Annotated in this window: 13 protein-coding genes; 6 read left to right on the top strand and 7 right to left on the bottom strand. The window is 70.2% G+C overall.

The window, feature by feature from the left end:
* Positions 1–58 precede the first annotated feature (58 nt).
* Both ACFVW6_RS11415 and ACFVW6_RS11410 read left to right on the top strand, forming a co-directional pair.
* On the top strand, positions 59–5,986 hold the full coding sequence (locus ACFVW6_RS11415; RefSeq protein WP_378831461.1) for an amino acid adenylation domain-containing protein: 5,928 nt from the start codon (positions 59–61) through the stop codon (positions 5,984–5,986).
* 140 nt (positions 5,987–6,126) lie between these two features.
* Entirely contained in the window at positions 6,127–6,528 is a 402-nt protein-coding gene (locus ACFVW6_RS11410; RefSeq protein ID WP_355279641.1) for a hypothetical protein, read from the top strand.
* A 55-nt stretch (positions 6,529–6,583) separates the two neighbouring features.
* On the opposite strand, the gene ACFVW6_RS11405 is transcribed toward ACFVW6_RS11410, so the two are convergent.
* Together ACFVW6_RS11405 and ACFVW6_RS11400 are read right to left on the bottom strand one after the other, a co-directional pair.
* A complete protein-coding gene (locus ACFVW6_RS11405; protein WP_378831459.1) occupies positions 6,584–7,207 on the bottom strand; it encodes a hypothetical protein in 624 nt (207 codons plus the stop codon).
* Complete coding sequence (locus tag ACFVW6_RS11400) at positions 7,197–7,766, bottom strand: TetR/AcrR family transcriptional regulator (RefSeq protein WP_378831456.1); 570 nt, start codon at positions 7,764–7,766, stop codon at positions 7,197–7,199. The genes ACFVW6_RS11405 and ACFVW6_RS11400 overlap by 11 nt, the downstream gene beginning before the upstream one ends.
* 115 nt (positions 7,767–7,881) lie before the next feature.
* Between ACFVW6_RS11400 and ACFVW6_RS11395 the strand changes: the two genes are divergently transcribed.
* On the top strand, positions 7,882–9,285 hold the full coding sequence (locus tag ACFVW6_RS11395) for an MFS transporter (protein WP_378831454.1): 1,404 nt from the start codon (positions 7,882–7,884) through the stop codon (positions 9,283–9,285).
* A 77-nt stretch (positions 9,286–9,362) separates the two neighbouring features.
* Here ACFVW6_RS11395 and ACFVW6_RS11390 read toward each other — a convergent pair whose 3' ends face one another.
* From ACFVW6_RS11390 to ACFVW6_RS11370, 5 genes are read right to left on the bottom strand one after another with little or no spacing between them, the layout of a single operon-like run.
* Positions 9,363–10,259 (bottom strand): SDR family NAD(P)-dependent oxidoreductase, encoded by an 897-nt coding sequence (locus ACFVW6_RS11390; protein WP_378831452.1) that lies wholly within the window; start codon positions 10,257–10,259, stop codon positions 9,363–9,365.
* Between the two features lie 4 nt (positions 10,260–10,263).
* Positions 10,264–11,511 (bottom strand): alpha/beta hydrolase, encoded by a 1,248-nt coding sequence (locus ACFVW6_RS11385; RefSeq protein WP_378831450.1) that lies wholly within the window; start codon positions 11,509–11,511, stop codon positions 10,264–10,266.
* Entirely contained in the window at positions 11,508–11,753 is a 246-nt protein-coding gene (locus ACFVW6_RS11380; protein WP_378831448.1) for a hypothetical protein, read from the bottom strand. The genes ACFVW6_RS11385 and ACFVW6_RS11380 overlap by 4 nt, the downstream gene beginning before the upstream one ends.
* Positions 11,750–12,406: a VOC family protein gene (locus tag ACFVW6_RS11375; RefSeq protein ID WP_378831445.1), complete on the bottom strand. Its 657-nt coding sequence runs from the start codon at positions 12,404–12,406 to the stop codon at positions 11,750–11,752. Before ACFVW6_RS11375 ends, ACFVW6_RS11380 begins: the two co-directional genes overlap by 4 nt.
* Before the next feature lie 37 nt (positions 12,407–12,443).
* Positions 12,444–13,199 (bottom strand): maleate cis-trans isomerase, encoded by a 756-nt coding sequence (locus tag ACFVW6_RS11370; RefSeq protein WP_378831443.1) that lies wholly within the window; start codon positions 13,197–13,199, stop codon positions 12,444–12,446.
* Between the two features lie 337 nt (positions 13,200–13,536).
* Between ACFVW6_RS11370 and ACFVW6_RS11365 the strand changes: the two genes are divergently transcribed.
* From ACFVW6_RS11365 to ACFVW6_RS11355, 3 genes are read left to right on the top strand one after another with little or no spacing between them, the layout of a single operon-like run.
* Positions 13,537–15,639: a hydantoinase/oxoprolinase family protein gene (locus ACFVW6_RS11365; protein WP_378831441.1), complete on the top strand. Its 2,103-nt coding sequence runs from the start codon at positions 13,537–13,539 to the stop codon at positions 15,637–15,639.
* Positions 15,640–15,668: 29 nt separating this feature from the next.
* Complete coding sequence (locus ACFVW6_RS11360; protein ID WP_378831438.1) at positions 15,669–17,990, top strand: hydantoinase B/oxoprolinase family protein; 2,322 nt, start codon at positions 15,669–15,671, stop codon at positions 17,988–17,990.
* A complete protein-coding gene (locus ACFVW6_RS11355; RefSeq protein WP_378831436.1) occupies positions 17,987–19,705 on the top strand; it encodes a (2,3-dihydroxybenzoyl)adenylate synthase in 1,719 nt (572 codons plus the stop codon). The genes ACFVW6_RS11360 and ACFVW6_RS11355 overlap by 4 nt, the downstream gene beginning before the upstream one ends.
* Positions 19,706–19,715 lie beyond the last annotated feature (10 nt).

Below are 19,715 nucleotides of genomic sequence, written 5' to 3'. Positions count from 1 at the left end.
CCCGGCCGACGGGTCGGGCGCTGCCAACCACCTTTTCTCTCCCAGCTTTCGAGGCACCATGATTCCCCACGGTTCGACCCCTGCTGTCCGCCCGCTCACCGCGGCACAACGCGAGGTGTGGTTCGCTCAGCAACTGCTCGGACCGGTGCCGCTCACCATCGCCCAGTACGTCGACCTGCGCGGACCGTTCGACCTCGCGATCTATCGCCGCGCGGCGCAGCTGGCCGCGCGCGAGCTGGGTGCCTACGTGCGCTTCACGGTCGTGGACGGGCAGCCGGGCCAAGTCCACGACGACGGCCTCGACGACCGGATCGCCGTCGTCGACCGGAGCGCGGAACCCGACCCCGAGGCCGCCGCCCTGGCCTGGATGCGGGCCGACCAGCGCACGCCGTTCGACCTGGTCACCGATCCGCCCATCGTCACCACGGTGCTGCGGCTGAGCTCGGACCGTCACCTGCTCTACACCCGCGCCCACCACCTGGCGCTCGACGGCATGGGCGCCATCCGCCTGCAGCACCTGCTGAGCAAGCATTACACGGCGCTTCTCGACGGCGTCGAATTGCCCACGGCAGCGGTCGATTCGACGGCTGTGCTGACCGCGGCGGAAGAGAACTATCTGAGCTCGCGGCGGTATGGGACCGACCGCGACTACTGGCGTGAGCGGCTCGCCGGGCTGCCCGACCCGGTCACCCTCGCGACCCGGCCGGGTGCGCCCGATCCGCTCCCGATCCACGCGCGCGCCGAGCTGCCCGACGCGCTGGTCGAACAGCTACGGACGCGCGCCGGTTTCCCCGGTCACGCGCCGGTGCTGGTGGCCGCGTTCGCCGCGTTCCTCGGCAGGCTGACCGATACCGAGTCGGTGGCGCTGAGCCTGCCCGTCACCGCCCGCACCGTCGCCGCGCTGCGCGAATGCGGCGGCATGACCTCGAATATCGTGCCGCTGAGCTGCTCGGGCGATACCGTCGGCGCCGCCATCGCCACCGCGCGGGCCGAGCTGGGCGGGGCGCTGCGCCACCAGCGGTATCGCGGTGCCGAGATGGTCCGCGATAGTGGGCGTCGCGCCGAGTCGTTGGGGTTCGGGCCCGCGGTCAACATCATGAACTTCCACCCCGAGGTGATGCTCGGCGCGGCGCGCGGCACCGTCGAGCTGCTGTCCACCGGGCCGGTCGAGGATCTCGCGCTCAATGTGTATCCGGTGGGCGGTTCCGGGCTGCGGGTCGAATTCGAAGCCAACCGGAATCGTTACGCCGAGACCGAGGTCAGCGCGCAGCTGGATCGGTTCGTCGGTCTGTTGACGGCGTTCGCCGCCGCGGACGACGACATGCCGATCGCCGAGCTGCCGATCCTCACCGCCGCCGAGGCGGACCTGCTCGTCCCGTGGCGCGGCCCGGCGGCGGGGACACCGGCCACCCTGAGCGAGCTGATCGCCGCCGCCGTCGCGGCGAACCCGGACGGCATCGCCGTCGTCTACGGCGAGAAGCGCTGGACCTACCGCGAATTCGACGCCTGGACCGATCGCCTCGCCGGTGCGCTGCAGGCCGCGGGCGCGGGGCCGGAGACCTTGGTCGCGATGGTCATGGAACGGTCCGCCGCCTCGGTCGGCGCGGTCTGGGCGATCGCCAAGACCGGGGCCGGTTTCGTGCCGATCGACGTGGGCTACCCGGCCGAGCGCATCGCCCACATCCTCGGCGACTGCGGTGCTGTCCTCGGCGTCACCGGCGTCGAGCACCCGGCGGATCTGCCCGGATCGGTCCGGTGGACGATCGTCGACCCCGACGCCGTGCCCGCGGCGGAGCCGCGCCTGCCGGTCGTCGCGCGGCCCGAGCACCCCGCCTACCTCATCTACACCTCCGGGTCCACTGGCGTGCCGAAGGGTGTGCTGGTGACCCACGGCGGACTCGCGAACCTGGCGGCCGAGCGCCGTGACCGCTACGCGTTGCGCCCCGGCGCCCGCACCCTGCACCACGCCTCCCCGGGTTTCGACATGGCCGTCGGCGAGATGCTGTGCGGCCTGGCCGGTGCGGCGACGCTGGTGGTGGCCCCGCGCTATGTGATGGCTGGACCCGACCTGGCCGAACTGATGCGGCGCGAGCGGGTGACCAACGCGATCATCACCCCGGCCGTGCTGGCCACCCTCGACCCCGAGACCCTGCCCGATCTGCGGGTCCTCGGCGTCGGCGGGGAGGCGATCCGCGCCGATCTGGTCTCGGCTTGGTCGCGAACCCGGTTGATGCGCAACGGATACGGCCCCACCGAGGCCACCGACATCGCGACCATCGCGGAGCTGACGCCGGACCGGCCGGTGACCATCGGCGCGCCCCTGCGCGGATTCCACGCACTGGTCCTGGACGCTCGACTGCGCCCGGTGCCGCCCGGCGTCATCGGCGAGCTGTACATCGGTGGTCCGGCCCTGGCGCGCGGCTACCACGGACGGCACGCGCTGACCGCGGCCAGATTCGTCGCCGACCCGTTCGGCCCGCCCGGCGGTCGGGTGTATCGCACCGGTGATCTGGTCACCCTCACCGCCGGTCCGGAGCCCGAGCTGATCTATCACGGCCGCAGCGACTTCCAGATCAAGGTGCGCGGTCATCGCATCGAGCCGGGCGAGATCGAGACAACGCTCACCGGTCTCGCCGGTGTCGGCCGGGCCGCCGTCACCGCGCATCAGGACGCCAGGGGCACCCATCTGGTGGCCTATCTGGTGCCGGACGGTCCGCTCGACGTGGAGCGGGTGCGACTCCAGATCGCCGAGCAGCTGCCCGCGTATCTGCGGCCGAGCGCCTACCTCGTCCTCGACACCCTGCCGTTGACGCCCAACGGCAAGCTCGACACCCGCCGCCTGCCCGCGCCGGTGTTCGGCCAGGCCGGGTCCCGGCCGATCTCGACGGACGCGGAGCGCGCGGTGGCGGCGGCCTTCGCCGAGGTCCTCGCGATCGAGGTGGACGGCGCTGAGAGCGACTTCTTCGACCTCGGCGGCACCTCGCTCACCGCGACCGCGCTCGCGGCGCGGCTCGGTATCGGGGTCCGCGCCGTCTTCGACGCGCCGACCGTCGCGGCGCTGGCGCTGCGGCTCGCCGATGCCGACGACCCGGTCGCGGACGCCCCGAGGGCGGAAGCCCGGCCCGACCAGCTGGCGCCCGCCCCGGCCCAGCTGCGGATGTGGCTGCTCAACCAGCTCTACCGGGATTCGTCGGCCTATCACCTGCCGATCGCGTTGCGCCTCACGGGATCTCTCGATGTGGCCGCGCTCGATGCCGCGCTGCGGGATGTGGTGGACCGGCACGAGGTGCTGCGCACCGTGTATCCCGCCGGCGGCGCCGGGCCGCAGGTGCGCATCCTGACCGTCGACGCGGCGCTGGGTGACGCGCCGCTGACCGCGCGCGCCCTCGACCCCGAAGGGCTGGACGCCGAACTCGCGGTGGCGGTCGCCGCGCCGTTCGACGTCACCACCGACGCGCCGATCCGGCTGGCACTGTGGCGCCTCGGCTCCGACGAGCACGTGCTCGCACTCGTCGCCCATCACATCGCCGCCGACGGTTGGTCGCACGGTCCGCTCGTGGCCGATCTGTCCGCGGCCTACACCGCGCGGGCGGCCCGGCAGCAGCCGCAGTGGGAACCGCTGCCGCTGCAATACGCCGACTACACGCTGTGGCAGCACCGGCGGCTCGGCGATCGCCACGATCCGCGTTCCACCGCCGCGCGGCAGCTCGCGCACTGGGTGGACGCCCTGGCCGGTGCCCCCGACCGGCTGCCGCTGCCGACCGATCGCGTCCGTACTCCCGGCTCCGGCAGGCCGGGCGGCACCGGCGCGGTGGTCGAGTTCGAGATCGGCGCCGAGATCGGGACGGCGCTGACCGAGCTGGCTCGCCGGCACAACGCCACGCCCTTCATGGCCGGGTACGCGGCGTTCGCCGTGCTGCTCGGTGATCTGGCCGGGATCGCGGACGTGACGGTCGGGACCCCGGTCGCGGGCCGCGGTCACCCCGCCCTCGATCGCCTGGTCGGCATGTTCGTCAACACGCTGCCCCTGCGCCTGACCCTCGATCCGCAGGAACACTTCACCACGCTGCTGGCGCGGGCCAGGGAGGTCGCCCTCGCCGCGCTCGGCAATGCCGATGTCCCCTTCGACCACATCGTCGAAGCGGTGAACCCGGCCCGGGACACCACCAGGCACCCGCTGTTCGAGGCCGTGTTCTCCTACGAGAACCTGCCCGTGGCGCCCTCGCTCGACCTCGGTGGCCTGACCGTCTCGACACTGGATATTCCGTGGGAGACAACCCATTTCGATCTGAGCCTGACGCTGCGTGAGCAGCCGGGCACCGGCGGGATGACGGGCAGCCTGCGCTACGCCACTGACCTCTTCGACGCGGCGACGGTCGCCGGGTTCGCGGCGCGGTTCCACGACCTGCTGACCGCGATCGCCACCCGTCCCGAGACGACGATCGGGCAGCTGTCCGGCTCCGTCGCGGCCGCTCCGCCCGAACGCGCGGCAGCGGCCGGTGCAGACACCGTCGCCGCCGCGGCCGGTGACGGCGAGCCCGCGACCGTGCGCGAGCTCGCGGTCGCACGGGTGTTCGCCGATGTGCTGGAACGGGATTCGGTCGGGATCGACGACAGCTTCTTCGATCTCGGCGGCACCTCGCTGCTGGTCTTCACGCTCCGCTCGGAGCTGCGGACCCGGCTGGGCATCGACGCCGACCCCCGCATGCTGTTCGAAGCGCCGACCCCGCGCGGCGTGACGGCGGCGGTGACGGCCGAGTCCGGCGCGTCGGCGGCCGAACACTGGACCGACATGCTGATCGACGACGCGCGCCTGGACCCCGCGATCACGGTGCCGGAGTCCTTCCCGGTGCCGCCGCTCGCGGCCGACGAGGTGCTGCTGACCGGTGCCACCGGCTTCGTCGGCATCCATCTGCTGCGCGAGCTGCTCGACCACACCACCGCGCGCGTGTGGTGCCTGGTCCGCGCCGAGGACGCCGACGGTGTGCGCCGCCGCCTCGAAACGACGCTCCAGCGCTACGGACTCGCGACCGAGGGGCTCGCGGACCGGGTCGTGCCGGTGCCGGGCGACCTCGCCGCACCGCGCTTCGGGCTGACCGAGGACACCTGGGCCGAGCTGGCCGCGCGGATCGAGGTGATCTACCACAACGGCGCCCGCGTGAACCATCTGGAATCGTATGCCGCGCTGCGCCCGGCCAATATCGCCGGAACCGTCGAGATCCTGCGGCTGGCGGTCGAGACCAGGGTGAAGACCCTGCATTTCGTGTCCACCGTGTCGGCGGCGGTGGGCGCCGGGCACACCGGCGTCGTCACCGAGCGGACGGCGATCACCGCCGCCGAGGTGCCCCGCAACGGCTATCTGGCCACCAAGTGGGTGGCCGAGCAACTGGTCCTCGCGGCCGCCGACCGCGGACTGCCGGTCGCCGTGCACCGGCCCGGCCTGGTCGCCGGATCGATCAGCAGCGGCGCGAACAGCGCCGACGACGCGTTCTGGACGCTCGTCCGGTCGGCCGCCCACCTCGGGGTCGCCCCCGATATCGAATCCGCCGACGTCACCCTGGCGCCGGTGGACTACGTGGCCCGCGCGCTGGTCGCGCTCGCCACCGGGCGGCAGCCGAACACCGAGATCTACCACCTGGTCAACAGCGCGCCCACCAATGTCGGCGACATCCTGAACACCCTGCGCCGCAGCGGTTTCCCCGTCGAGACGGTGTCGGTGGCCGATGCGGCCGAGCGGCTGGCCGGGCAGATCGCCCAGCACGCCGACCTCATGCGCGCGGCCCTCGTCGCCGACAACTACCTCAACGGCGGTGGCGACGCCCTGATCGTCGACGACACCGGCACCCGCGCGGTCCTGGCCGACTACGGCGTGCGGTGCCCGGCGATCGATGCCGTTGTCCTGCAACGCTATGTCGACGGCTTCATCACCGCGGGTCTGCTGCCGACGCCGCTCGAATCGCCGGAGGCCGCGACGACGCCGCGGTGAGACGGCGCGCGCTGACGGAGGAGCAAGCAAGCGCCGGAGTGTGATTCAATGTCCGGTTCGCTCGAGGCACGACATCGTGCGGACTGTTGCCGACGGGAGTGTTTCGCCGGCACATCGTTTCGCGAAAGGACAGCTTGAAAATGACACGGTCTGCCATCCGGCACATTGTCGCGATGATCGGAGCGGGCGGCGCCGTCGCCGGGGCCGCTGTGGTGGGGGCCGGGGTCGCCGCCGCCGCGGAAGTGCCTGCCTACGGCAATGTCCGCTACGTGTTCTGCTCCGACGTGCAGGCGGGCAACGAGATCACCTACTACGACTCGCTGGGTAAGCGCGACGAGGTGGTGACGCTGACCGAATCCATGGAGGGCGACCGGTGGTGCCGCACCGTCGACGTGCGGTTCCCCAAGGAAACCTATGTCTGGTCGGCGATCTCGCACCCCGAAGCCCACTACGCGTACGCCGCGGTCTACGTGAACGGCAAGCTGGTGGCCCGCGACGAGGACCGCTCGAGCTTCGGCTACGCGTCGGCGCAGGCCATGTGATCGGGCGTCGCTGAGTGCGTGCACCGGTTCCGCGCGGAGCCGGTGCACGGGGTCACTACCCGGGTTCAGCCTGCCGGGCGGGACGTGTCCCGGTGGCGACGGGGATCTCCGGGATCAGGTGGCAGATCAGGAGTTTGAGCGAGAACAGCGGGATGAACCACACCAGCGCCGCCGGTACCGGGAAGGCGATCAGGTTGATCGAGAACACGGCCATGAAGGCGGCCATGGCGACAGGTCGGCGCAGGTAGGCCGGGACGGATTCGATCAGCAGCGCGGACCCCATCAGCAGCACGGTATTGCCGAGGAACCACGTGGGATCGCCGAGCAGCCACAGGCCGACGACGGCGAGATGCAGGGTGTGGACCGCGACGAAGGACAACCGGCCCCGCGACGATCGGGTGCGGTGGTACCAGCGTTTGGCGGAGTTGGTGGCATTGGTGAGCACGCCCCCGACGAGATCGAGCACGATGACCACGAGCACCACGCGTTCGGCAAGGCTCCACCCGTCGAGTTCCGGCCGGCAGTAGGCCAGGAGTAGCAGGACGCAGACGGCGCCGCCGAGGTATTCGACCGCCGACTCCGCCCGGGTCTTACCGGGGCCCATGAACTGTTCGATGCGCCCGGCCCAGCCGGGGGACGTCGGGGGAATCGTCCAATCGGGGTGCAGATCAGTGCGCATGGCGGGGCTCCCACAAGCCGGCGAGCAGGTCGAAGATCTGGTCGGGATCGGCGCCGCCCGCCAGGGCCCAGTGGTCGCCGACGCGCAGGACCGCGGCCGTGGCCGCGGTGAGGAGGTCGCGGTCGATGTCGGTGCGGACGATGCCGAGGTCGATCCCATTGGCGAGCACCTCCGTCAGCCAGGCGTTGTCCTCGTCGGCCGGAACCCGGGCAAGCGCGGCGTCGGCGAGTGCGCGGTCGAGCGGATTGTCCTCGAGGAACTGCGTCAGTCCGGCCGAATCCCGGCGTAGACCGGTCCAGAACTCGGACGCGGTGCTGACCGGTTTCCATGTTCCCAGCTGGTGTCGCAGGCGGTCCACAACATCGGTCAGGACCACTCCGAGCAGGTCGTCCTTGCCGTCGAAGTACTGGTAGGCAGAGGTTTTCGAGATGCCCGCGGTCGCGATGATCGTGTTGTACGACGCGGCGTCCGGGCCATGACCGGCGAACTCGGCCTTCGCGACGTCGATGATGGCGCGCTGCCGGTCGGGTGGGAGGCGATGAAAACGGGGGAGCGGCATGTACCAATGGTACGTACTACTGGTGTGTACTACTAGTGCATGTTGGCATCGGGTTGCCCGGTCGAGTCCGTGACGCAATACCATGTCGACGACCTGGCGAAGCGGAGGACGGACGATGACGGCCACCGCGACGGCAGTCGGCGGCACGTGGCGAGAACTGCTCGGCCCCCGCCATCTCGCGGTGGCCACGGTGCTGGCCGGGGGCGTGGGACTGTACGCCACCAACGAATTCCTGACGATCAGCCTGCTGCCGAGCGCGGTCGCCGAGATCGGCGGCCACCGGCTCTACGCCTGGGTGACCACCGTGTACCTGATCGCATCCGTCGCGGCCGCCACCACCGTGAGCGCGACGCTGGCCCGGCTCGGGGCGCGCCGGTCGTATCTGCTCGGGCTGACCGCGTTCGGCCTGGCCGGCGCGCTGTGCGCACTGGCACCGACGATGGAGGTCCTGCTGGCGGGCCGGACGCTCCAGGGCGCGGCGGGCGGACTGCTCGCCGGTCTGGGCTACTCGGTGATCAATTCTGCTCTCCCGCAGCCACTGTGGACGAAAGCGTCGGCGCTCGTCTCGGCCATGTGGGGAGTCGGCACGGTGCTGGGGCCCGCGGCGGGCGGCCTGTTCGCGCAATACGGTTCGTGGCGTTGGGCTTTCGGTGCCCTGTTGATCGCGACCGGAATCATCGCGGCGCTGGTCCCGCTCGCGTTGCCTGCCCGGCCGGGTGGGGTCCGGCGAAGCCGGGATCGGATTCCGGTCCGGTCGCTGCTCCTGCTCGCCGTGGCGGCATCGGCGGTCAGCGTGGCGGCGATCGCGGGCGACCCCAGCGCGCGGACGGCGTTGCTCGTCCTCGCGGCGGGCTCGGTCGGGGCATTCCTCGTCGTCGATCGCCGGGCAGCCTCGGCTGTCTTGCCGCCCAGTGCGTTTCGTCCCGGTCCACTGAAATGGATCTACCTGACCCTCGGCATCCTCATGGCCACCACCATGGTCGACATGTACGTGCCCTACTTCGGCCAGCGGCTCGCGCACCTTCCGCCGGTGGCGGCGGGCTTCCTCGGCGTCGCCCTGGCCATCGGGTGGACGACGAGCGAGATCGTCAGCGCCTCGGTGACGCGCCGACGGGTGATCGCGGGTGCGGTCAGCGCGGGACCTCTGGTCATGGCGGTCGGCTTGCTGACGGCAGCGCTGAGCCAGGTCACCGACGCCACGGCGGGAACCATCGCCCTCTGGACCACCGCCCTGCTGCTCACCGGCATCGGCATCGGCATGGCCTGGCCGCACCTGACCGCCTCGGCGATGAGCAGCGTCACCGACCCCGCCGAAGGCGCCCGCGCCGCCGCCGCGATCAACACCGTTCAGCTGGTCTGCGGCGCCTTCGGCGCGGGCCTGGCGGGCATCGTCGTGAACGCGACCGACACCGGCGGCGCCGCACCCGCCCGGTGGCTGTTCGCGACGTTCGCGCTCCTCGCCGCGCTCGGCCTCGTCGTGTCCGTGCGGAGCGTCCGACCGGCCCCGCCGAGCCACTAGCTTCTTGTGCGGCACCGCGAGCGACCCCGGCGCAGACCCACACTGAACCGTGTCGATCGGGTCTCCGCGGTGCGGATTCAGGTGCCGGCGGAACTCGCCAGGTCGACGAATCGGCGCAGCTGGCCCTGGAGGTCCCCGATGGGGAGGGCGGGGCCTGCGGTGATCCGGTCCCAGTGTGCGGCGACTCCTTCGACGGTCTGTTCGTCGACGCGTAGCAGGACTCCGGTGGTTTCGTGCATTTCGGCTGTCGCGTAGACCCCGGCGCCTGCGGCGAGAACAGTCTTGGTCGGTGCGACGCGGGAGACCAGGAACAGTGCTCCGGCCGTGCTCGCCTCGGGACGCATCAACGCTGTGGTGTCGGTGTCGAAGAGGGACGCCGTCATCTGTGTGGTCGCCAGTGGGGCGATCGCGTTGACATGGATTCCCTTGGCGCGGCCCTCGATCGCCAGCACGTTCATCAAGCCGACGAGCCCGGACTTGGCGGCCGCGTAGTTGGCCTGGCCGAAGTTTCCGTAGATGCCCGACCCGGAGGTGGTCATCAGGATGCGGCCGTACCGCTGGTCGATCATGGTGTCCCACACGGCTTTCGTGGTGTGCACCGCGCCGGTGAGGTGGACCTCGAGCACGCGGCGGAAATCGCCGAGATCGGCCTTCCGGAAGCTGGCGTCACAGAGGATTCCGGCGTTGTTGATCAGCACATCGACGCGTCCCCACGCGCTGAGCGTCCGGTCGACCATGGCGACCACCTGCGCGTAGTCGGTGATATCGGCGTGCTCGGCCAGGGCCGATCCGCCGGCGGCGGCGATCTCGGCGGCCACCTGCTCCGCGGGGGACTGCGCGGCGCCGCTGGACACCGGGAGATCGTTGACGACGACGCGGGCCCCGCGCGCGGCCAATTCGAGGGCGTGGGACCGGCCCAGCCCACGGCCACCCCCGGTGACGATGGCGACCTGGTCGCGGAAGTCGATGGTCACGATGTCATCCTTCGGCTCGGTCGAACCGCTCGGCGAGCCACGCGCCGATCTCGGCCGCCGCCAGGCTCGCGCCGGTCGGCGCGCCCTCCGCGATCGGGCCACCGAAATGGGTTCCGGGAATACGGGTATGGCTCTTGTCGGTGGAGCCCAGCGCAGCGACCATCCGGGTCGCGTCCTCGGGGAAGCAGGCCTGGTCGCCGGTGAGTTCGACGAAGATCGACGGAACGGTCACCCCGGGAGCGCATCGGACGAAGTCGGCGTTCGTACTCGGCGCCGACCAGGTCGACAGCCAGGCGTCCGCGGTGGTGAAGCGGCCGAATCCGACCAGGCCGTAATTGGTGAGGTCGGCGCGGCGGCCGAACAGCGAGCCGTAGGGGCGTTCGTTGGGGCTCAGCGACAGGTCGGTGAACCGCAGGTCCGCGTCGGTGCGATAGACGGTCAGAATCCTGGGCGCCAGGGCGGCGCGCTGATCCGTCGGGTCCGCGGACGCAGCGAAGCGGCCCCGTGCGCTCGACGCGGCGGCGACGTGTTCACGGGCCACCGCGTCGATCCGCTCGACGCGCCGACGTTGCGCCGCGCGATACGACTCGACGAAGTCGGGGGAGTACGCGGAACTGTGTGGCGGCTCGGCGAATCCGTTGGTCGGATCGAACGGGTTCAACGCGGGATCGACACTGAGCGGATCGGATTCCACCAGCACCGACGGGTCGATCAACCGCAGCAGCAGGGCGCCCTGGCCCGGATGCGGCGCCAGGAAGACCGCGCCGTCCGGCACCGGCATCTCGGCTCCGGCGAGATCGATCCGGCGCCCGGCGGGCGTGGTGGCCAGACGTTGCGCCGGCGGCGTCCCGGCCTGCTGGTGGTAGAAGGCGAACAGCGTCCCGCCGCCCGAATGGCCCAGGGTCACCACGTGATCGACATCCTGCTCGCGCAGGAACACCTGGCCCGCGGCCACATCCAGCAGCGCCTGCTCGTGGACGAGGGCGATGTCGTTGTTCGGTGACCGGGTGCCCTGCGTCCACACGGCGTAGCCGCGTTCCAGCAGTTCCGGCACCAGCACGTGGTGGGTGAGGTCCTGGCGCGGGTGCATGAGCGCGACGACGGTGCGCGCCCCCGGCACCGTGCGCAGCACACCGGAGACCTTCGCGCCGTCGTGGGTGCGCAGTTCGTGCACCGAGGTCACGGTCGAGGCGGGGGCCGCGGCGGATTCGATGTAGCGTCCGGCGCCCAGCCGTTCGGCGGATCGGGTCATCGCGGTTCGACCTTCATGGCGTCCTTGTCCCACTGCACGATCACCGAGTCGGTCAGACCGGCGACGCTGCTGTACCAGACGGCGTGGCGGCACCCGGTCGCCCGGCGATCGATGACGATCGCGCCGGCCGAGGTGAGCTTGAAGTACGGCCCGACGCGCTCGACGCCGACCTCGGGATCGCGCGCGGCGACCTCGGCGACCGGCTTGTTCTCGGGAACGTCGAGGATGAACAGCGTCGTCATTTCGCCACCGCCTCGGTGTCGCGACGGCGCGCGTCCTCGGCGTCCTGCCAGGCCGCGGCGCGTTCGACGATGAGTTCGGCCTTGCGGGTGAGCAGCGCGGCCATACTCGGATCCGGCTGCGAGACGACCTCGACCAGGGCGTCGATCGTCAGGTTCGCGTCCATGTCCTCCTGGGGCGTCACCGGGCGCAGCGCGCGGGTGATCTCGATCATGTAGCCGTTCGGGTCATGGGTGTAGATCGAGTCGATGGTCTCGTGCTGCACGCGCATTTCCACCGGCCACCGGCTGTCGTCGAGGCGGCGCCGGTACTCGAGCAGGTCGTCCTCGCTGTCGACGTGGATCGCCAGATGCCGGGACCGGATGAACCAGATGGGTACCTCGGCACCGAACCGGGAGTACGCGTCGCCCTGCGGGCCACCCTCGAACGGCTCCAGGCCGAAGTAGTAGAAGAAGGCCAGGCGGTCGTCGTTGCCGATGTCGAAGAAGAAGTGGATGAAGTCCGGGTGCTTGTCGGGTCCCCAGCCCGCCGCGCAGATCGAATGCACGACGGGGAAGCCGAGCACGTCACGGTAGAAGGTGACCGTGGCCGCCGGATCGAAGGTCGGGTAGGCGACGTGATCGACGCCCCGGACGGTGTGTGCGAGGTCGCTCATGATGACTCCTCTGGCTGAACTGGACGGATACGGGCGGTCAGCGCTGGGCGACCGCGATGTCGGCGCGCAGGAGACTGCCCGCTCCCGGGATCGAGACCGGCAGGTCGAGACTGCGCAGAATGCTGTAGGCGCCCGCGGTCGCGGCGGACAGGACGGGGAGGCCGAACTCCTGCTCGGCGGCGTCGACCAGGGGCAGTGACGGCATCTGCACACAGCAGGAGATGACGAGCGCGTCGACGTCGGTCAGGTCCAGCGAGCGGGCCGCGTCCATCACGCGATCGCCCGCAATGCACCCGACCTCGGTGTTGTCCTCGACTTCGAGGGCCCGCCAGTCGCTGATCTCGAAACCTTCCGCCTCGAGGTAGGCCACGACCTTCTCGGCGAGTGGCCGCATGTACGGCGTGACCAGGGCGACGCGCCGGGCGTTCAGCGCCCGCAGTCCCTCCACCAGCGCTCCGGCGCTCGAGCGGACCAGCGCCTTGGAGTCGCCGGTGGCGAGCTGTTCGGCGACGGCGCTCTCCACCCGCTGGTGTTCGCCGGGGCCGCCCACCATCACCGCGACCAGGCAGGCGTACAGGATCACCTCGGGGGAGGCGTCGGCGATCTCGAGAACACAGCGTTCCCGCTGGGCGTTCATCGCGGCCAGGCCCTCGGGCGACACGGTGTGCATCCGCATCCGCGTCGAGTGGAAGGAGAACGCGGCGTCGGGATGGCGGGACAACAGCGCCGGCATCTCCGTCTCGACGGTGGCATTGGAGCTGGGAACGACCAACCCGACGCGATGGATACCCATGTGATTCCTTCCGATCCGGACTCGACCGACTGTCGTCGATTTACGTTTGCGACAATTATTCGACACCGACGAAGATTGGTCAAGTGGCTGGCCGAGGCTGGGGCGCTCAGCTGGGAAAACTGCGCATCGCGCCGACCTGGGCGCCGTCGCCGCTGTGTATCGTTGGTTCCAGCTCTGGGTGCGCGTAATATGCCGCTGACCTGGAAGAAGTGATCGCCATCACGAAATTGTCTTGACATGTCGGCTCGAGCGTCAAATAATCGACACGAACGTAATCGGAGTTGGGAGCGGTCGAAGATCGACTTGCCCGACCACTGTCCGAAGGAGCACAGCGGCAATGGCATATGTGATCGGAGTGGACGTCGGTGGCACGTTCACCGACGCCGTCCTCGATGACGGAAACGGGCTGGTAGTCGCGGGAAAGGCGCCGTCGACGCCGCCGGACTACTCGCAGGGGGTGATGGATGTCCTCGAGGTCCTGGCCGAGCAGCTCGGTCGCCCGATCGAGGAGATGCTGGCCGACACCCACCACATCGCGCACGGCACGACGTCGTCGCTGAACGCCCTGGTGATGAACAAGGTTCCCGAGGTCGGCTTCCTGACCACCAAGGGGCATCGCGACTCGATCTACATCATGAACGTCGAGGGCCGGTACCTCGGCAACTCGCCCGAGCAACTGCAGAACGTGCTGAGCCAGAGCAAGTCCCACGGCCTGGTGAGCAAGCGGCACGCGCTGGAGGTAACCGAGCGCATCGATCGCGACGGGCGCGTGGTCGTGGCACTGAACGAGGACGACGTGCGGTCGGCGGTCACGACGCTGCTGGCGGACGGGATCTCCGCGATCGCGGTGTCGCTGCTGTGGTCGTTCCGGAATCCGGCGCACGAGCGGCGGATCCGCGAGATCGTGCAGGAGATCGACCCCTCGGTGTTCGTCGCGCTCTCCAGCGAGGTCAGCCCGCGGATCCGGGAGTTCGCGCGCAACGCCACCACGATCATGAGCACCCAGATCGGACCGGGGCTGCGCGACTACCTCGGTGAGCTAGAGGGCAGGCTGCGGGACAAGAAGCTGGCCGGGCCGCTGCTGGTGATGCAGAGCAACGGCGGCGCGGTCGCGGCGTCGGAGGCGCCGGGCAACGCCATCTCGACCGTGGGCTCGGTGCTGACCGGTGGTGTCGTCGGTTCGGTGTCACTGGGCAGGCAGCTCGGACACCGCAACATCATCGCCACCGACGCCGGTGGCACCACCTTCCTGGCGGGCCTGGTCGTCGACGGCGAGCCGGTGCGGTCCTCCACCACCACGATCAACCACCATCCGATCAACGTGCCGACCCTGGAGGTGCACGCGATCGGCTCCGGCGGTGGCGCGATCGCCTGGCTCGACGCGGGCGGCAACCTGCAGATCGGGCCGCACAGCGCCCAGGCGGTACCCGGCCCGGCCTGTTACGGCCAGGGCGGTACCGAACCGACGAACACCGACGCCAATCTGGTGCTGGGCATCCTGCCCGAACGCGGACTGCTCGGCGGCCGCAAGGCGCTGGACCTGGAACTCGCGCGGGAGGCGATTCGCCGCCGGATCGCCGAACCGCTCGGACTGACCGTCGAACAGGCCGCCGCCGCGATCTACGAGGTCCAGAACGCCCAGACCGGCGACCTACTGCGCAAGACGGTGGTCGAGGCGGGCCACGATCCGCGCGAGTTCATCGTCTACGCGTTCGGCGGGTCCGGACCGGCGCACTGTGGGTTCTACGCGCAGGAGATCGGCGTGGACAACGTCGTCGTCCCGCTCGGGCAGGTGGCGTCGGCGTTCTCCGCCTACGGTCTGGCCGCCTCCGACATCGTGCTCGCGCGGGAACTGTCCGATCCGGCGGCCATGCCGTTGGATCCGGCCCGCGTCGAACAGAACTTCAAGCAGCTCGAGGAACAGGTCCGCGAACAACTCTCGCGGCAGGGCTTGCAGTTCGCCTCGGTCGAGATCACCCGCGAGATCGACATGCGCTACACCATGCAGCTCGCCGAGGTCGCGACCCCCGTTCCGGGCGGAGCGCTGACCTCGGCCGAGATCGCCGACGCCGCAGCGGCATTCGAGACCCGCTACGCCGACCTCTACGGCCAGGACAGCGGGTTCCGGGAGGCGGGGATCCAGGCCATCACCTACCGGGTCCGGGGCACCGGCGTGCTGCCCTTCACCCCGGAACTGCCGCCGCTGGCCGCCGCCGAATCCGCCGACGCGAGCGCGGCGCTGCTCGGCACCCGCAAGGTGTGCCTCGACGGGCGCCGCGGCTACGTCGACACCGACATCTACGACTACACCCGGCTGCGGGCAGGCCACGTCCTGCGCGGACCCGCGGTGATCGAGGTACCGACGACGACAGTCGTTGTGCCGCACGACACGACCGGCTCGATCGACCGGCTCGGCAACCTCACGATCACCGTCGACTGACCAGTCTCAGCACACCCAGGAGTACGACCATGACCGCACCGATTCCCGGCTCCGAAGGATTCGTGAGCCGACCGCCGGACCTCGACGCGCTGCAGCGTTCGCTGCCTCCGTCGGTGCCAGTGCACACCGTGACCCAAGAACAGATCGACAATGTCGACCCGCTCACCTACGAGGTGATCCGGCACCGGCTCTGGTCGGTGACCGACGAGATGGGCGAGGCGCTCAAGCGGATGTCGGGTTCCCCGATCGTCACCGACGCCAACGACTTCGACTTCGCCATCAGCGACGAGCTCGGCCAGGAAGTCCAGGTCGGTCTCTACAACACCATGCTGGTCGGCGCGGTCGACCTGGCGATCTACTGGACCCTGCGCAACCGCGCGAGCAACCCCGGCATCACCGAGGGCGACATGTTCCTGTGCAACGACCCGTGGGTCGGCGGCGGTCTGCACCAGAGCGATGTCATCGTCTACCAGCCGGTCTTCCACGACGGCAAGCTGTTCGCCTGGACCAGCGCGATCTGTCACGAACCCGATCTCGGCGGTTCCGGTCTCGGCTCCTTCGATCCGGCGGCCGAGGACGTCTTCTCCGAGTCCCTGCCCACCCCGCCGATCAAGGTGGTGCGCGACTTCGAGTTGCAGCGCGACGTCTCCGACGCGTGGGTCCGCCGCTCCCGGGTGCCGATGCTGGTCGGCCTCGATCTGCGTGCCAAGATCGGTGCCAACTCCGTCGGCCGCAACCGGCTGCTCGCCGTGATCGAGCAGTACGGCGCCGACACGGTCAAGGCCGTGATGAAGCGCATGATGGCCGACGCCGAGACCCGGCTGCGCACGAAGCTGTCCGATCTGCCCGACGGCACCTGGCGCGCCACCGGTTATCAGGATCAGGCGAACGTCGGCGACCGTGGCATCCACAAGATCACCGTGGCCATGACCAAGCGCGACGACCACCTGATCTTCGACTTCACCGGCACCGACCCGCAGACCGGCGTGATCAACTGCACCTACGCCGGTATGCGCGGCGGGGTGATGCTCGCGCTGTTGCCGATCCTGGCCGGTGACATCCCCTGGTCGGCCGGTGGCCTGATGCGCTGCTTCGAGCTGATCTCGGAGGAAGGCACGCTCAACAACGCGACCTTCCCGGCCGCGGTCAGCCGTGGTCCGATCGGGCCGGCGTGGCTGACCGGCAACCTGATCGCGGAATGCCTCGCGCAGATGCTCGACCAGCACATCGAGCTGGGCAAGAACGTGCAGGCGTCCTGCTGCGGCACCTGGGACACCGCCGTGGTGGCCGGCCTGGACGAGCGGCCGGAGCAGCCGGTGCCGTTCCTCAGCATCATGATGGAACCCATGGCGGGCGGCTACGGCGCGCGCCCGGTGGCCGACGGCATGGACACCGGTGGCCTGTTCTGTATCCCGATGGGCCGCATCCCCGATACCGAGATGACGGAGTTCCTCTATCCGCTGCTCACCCTGTGGCGCCGCGAGGAACCCGACTCCGGCGGCCCCGGCAGGCATCGCGGCGGTGTCAGCGCCTCGCTCGCGGTCACCCCGTACGGGACAAGCCTGCCGATGGGCCTGGTCTTCGCCTCCGCGGGCAAGGCGGTGGCCCAGAACGGCGGACTCGCCGGTGGCTTGCCGGGCAATACCGGCCTGGAGATCCTCGCGCGTGACTCCGGCGTCACCGAGATGCTCGCCGCCGGAACGATTCCCGGTTCGCTCGACGAACTGGCCGGCACCCAGGAACTGGGTGCCTGCTACGCCGAGAGCTACCTGGCTCCCGGCGAGGTGCTGTTCATGCACTGGCAGGGTGGCGGCGGGTACGGCGATCCGCTGCGGCGCGAGCCCGAGTCCGTGGCGATCGACGTGCGCAGCGGGAAGGTGACACCGGCCGGCGCCGAGGTCGGCTACGGCGTCGTGGTCACCGACGGCGACCTCGATCCCGCCCGCACCGAGGCACTGCGCGCGTCGCTGCGGGAGGAACGGCGGCAGCGATCCACCGTGCCACCGAGCCAGGACGCGAAACTGGACCTGACGAACGCGCGCCGGCTCGACGACAACCTGGTCGAGGTCCGCATCGGTGGCAACCGGGTGATCGGCTGCGCCCACTGCGGCCAACTGCTCGGCGACAGCAAGTCCGGCAAGCTGGCGCTGGCGCGCTTCGAGGGACCCTCCAGTGCCGCCGGACCGCAGGTGACCTCCGACCCGGCCGTCTACGTCGACCGCGACGTGGTGTTCCGGCAGCAGTGCTGCCCCGGATGCTGGACCGCCGTGTACTCCGGGGTGGTCCCGGCCGACCACCCCGACCACATCGCGGAACTGGCCCAGCTGCTCCCGGCGGTGGCGGAGCGATGACCACGTCCGTGACCGGCCGGGCCCGCTGGGGCGAACGCCTCATCGGGTTCCCGGCCGACCGGGCGGGCCGGTACCGGCACTCCGGTGCCTGGACCGACCAGCCTGTCGCCGAACGGCTCCACGACATCGCTACCCGGTTCCCGGACCGGGTGGCGGTGATCGCCGCCGAGGGCTCGGTGACCTTCGCCGAGCTCGACACCCGCACCGACCGGATCGCCGTCGGGCTCGCCGAGATCGGGCTGCGGCCCGGTGATCCGGTGCTGTTCCAGGTCGGCAATCGGCTCGAGACCGTGTTCGCGTGGTACGGCTGCCTGAAGGCCGGCCTGATTCCGGTGGCGACCCTGGCCGCCCATCGCGGCCACGAGATCGGGCACATCAGCCGCAAGGTCGGCGCGGTGGCGCACCTGGTGGAGGCCGGAACATCGTTCGACCTGGTCGCTTTCGCCCGCGAGCAGGCCGACGGCCACCCCACCCTGCGACGCGTCCTCACCCTCGCCGCGCCGGACGGCATCGGCACCTACGCGCTCGAATCGCTCGGCGCCGACGTGCCCGCCGAGCGGGCGCGGGCACACGTGGCCCAGGTGCAGTCGGGCATCGACCCGCTCGACATCGCGGTCTTCCAGCTCTCCGGCGGCACGACCGGGGTACCGAAGGTGATTCCGCGCCTGCACGTCGAGTACTGGAACAACGGACTGCTCTACGCGCGCAGGCTCGGCTGGGACGAGAACACCCGTGTCGCGCATCTGATCCCGCTCGTCCACAACGCCGGCATCACCTGCGGTCTGCACGGTGCGCATTCGGTGGGTGGTTGCCTGATCCTGGCGACCGCGGATACCGCGACAGCCTTCCCCCTGATCGCCCGGGCGCACGCGACGGCGGTGCTCATCGGGCACGGCCACTTCCAAGCGCTGCTGTCGCCCGGATACGACGAGGTCCGCCGCGAGATGCGGCAGGTGATCCTGTCCGGCGCGAAGCCGACCGGCGAGCTCTTCGCACGTGCGGACGGTGGCGAAGGGCGATGGGCCGGGCAGCTTTTCGGCATGTCCGAGGGGCTGTTCACGGTGACCGAACCGAGCGCGCCGGAGCAGGCCAGGTTCGCCACGGTCGGTACCCCGATCGCCGCCGACGACGAGATCCGGATCCTCGACCCCGGCAGCGAGACCGAGCTGCCCGACGGCAGCGTCGGCGAGCTGGCCTGTCGCGGGCCGTACACCATTCCCGGCTATTTCGACGCGGCCGAACACAATCGGACCGCGTTCACCTCCGAGGGGTTCTATCGCACCGGCGATCTCGCCATGGTGACGACCATCGACGGCGAGCGGTACCTGTCGATCGAAGGGCGGATCAAGGACCTGATCAACCGGGGCGGGGAGAAGATCAACGCCGAAGAGGTCGAACTGCTGCTCGTGCGGCACGAGAACATCGCCGACGCGGCGGTGGTCGCGATGCCCGATCCCCGGCTCGGCGAGAAGTCCTGCGCCTATCTCATCGCCGAGAACGGCATTCCGCTGTCCATGGACGAGGTCCGGCAGCACTTCGACGCGCTGGGCGTGGCGAAATTCAAATGGCCGGAACGGCTGGAATGGGTCAGCGCCTTCCCCCGGACCAACGTGGGAAAGATCAACAAGAAAGAGCTGCGTGCCGATGTCGTCGACAAGCTCGGCAACGAACAGCCGGCCGGTCAGCTCGCCCGGAGAAACGTGGACATCGAATGAGGAGTGTGTA

Origin of the sequence: Nocardia sp. NPDC058244 (assembly GCF_042882065.1) — a bacterium.
GTDB lineage: Bacteria > Actinomycetota > Actinomycetes > Mycobacteriales > Mycobacteriaceae > Nocardia.
The sequence above is the reverse complement of the archived record's forward strand: the minus strand, read 5'-3'. Positions and strand labels throughout refer to the sequence as shown.

What these genes read in the sequence shown, in the direction of transcription:
- ACFVW6_RS11415 (WP_378831461.1), top strand. Translation starts at nt 59, where the DNA reads ATGATTCCCCACGGTTCGACCCCTGCTGTCCGCCCGCTCACCGCGGCA.
- ACFVW6_RS11410 (WP_355279641.1), top strand. Translation starts at nt 6,127, where the DNA reads ATGACACGGTCTGCCATCCGGCACATTGTCGCGATGATCGGAGCGGGC.
- ACFVW6_RS11405 (WP_378831459.1), bottom strand. Translation starts at nt 7,207, where the DNA reads ATGCGCACTGATCTGCACCCCGATTGGACGATTCCCCCGACGTCCCCC.
- ACFVW6_RS11400 (WP_378831456.1), bottom strand. Translation starts at nt 7,766, where the DNA reads ATGCCGCTCCCCCGTTTTCATCGCCTCCCACCCGACCGGCAGCGCGCC.
- ACFVW6_RS11395 (WP_378831454.1), top strand. Translation starts at nt 7,882, where the DNA reads ATGACGGCCACCGCGACGGCAGTCGGCGGCACGTGGCGAGAACTGCTC.
- ACFVW6_RS11385 (WP_378831450.1), bottom strand. Translation starts at nt 11,511, where the DNA reads ATGACCCGATCCGCCGAACGGCTGGGCGCCGGACGCTACATCGAATCC.
- ACFVW6_RS11380 (WP_378831448.1), bottom strand. Translation starts at nt 11,753, where the DNA reads ATGACGACGCTGTTCATCCTCGACGTTCCCGAGAACAAGCCGGTCGCC.
- ACFVW6_RS11375 (WP_378831445.1), bottom strand. Translation starts at nt 12,406, where the DNA reads ATGAGCGACCTCGCACACACCGTCCGGGGCGTCGATCACGTCGCCTAC.
- ACFVW6_RS11370 (WP_378831443.1), bottom strand. Translation starts at nt 13,199, where the DNA reads ATGGGTATCCATCGCGTCGGGTTGGTCGTTCCCAGCTCCAATGCCACC.
- ACFVW6_RS11365 (WP_378831441.1), top strand. Translation starts at nt 13,537, where the DNA reads ATGGCATATGTGATCGGAGTGGACGTCGGTGGCACGTTCACCGACGCC.
- ACFVW6_RS11360 (WP_378831438.1), top strand. Translation starts at nt 15,669, where the DNA reads ATGACCGCACCGATTCCCGGCTCCGAAGGATTCGTGAGCCGACCGCCG.
- ACFVW6_RS11355 (WP_378831436.1), top strand. Translation starts at nt 17,987, where the DNA reads ATGACCACGTCCGTGACCGGCCGGGCCCGCTGGGGCGAACGCCTCATC.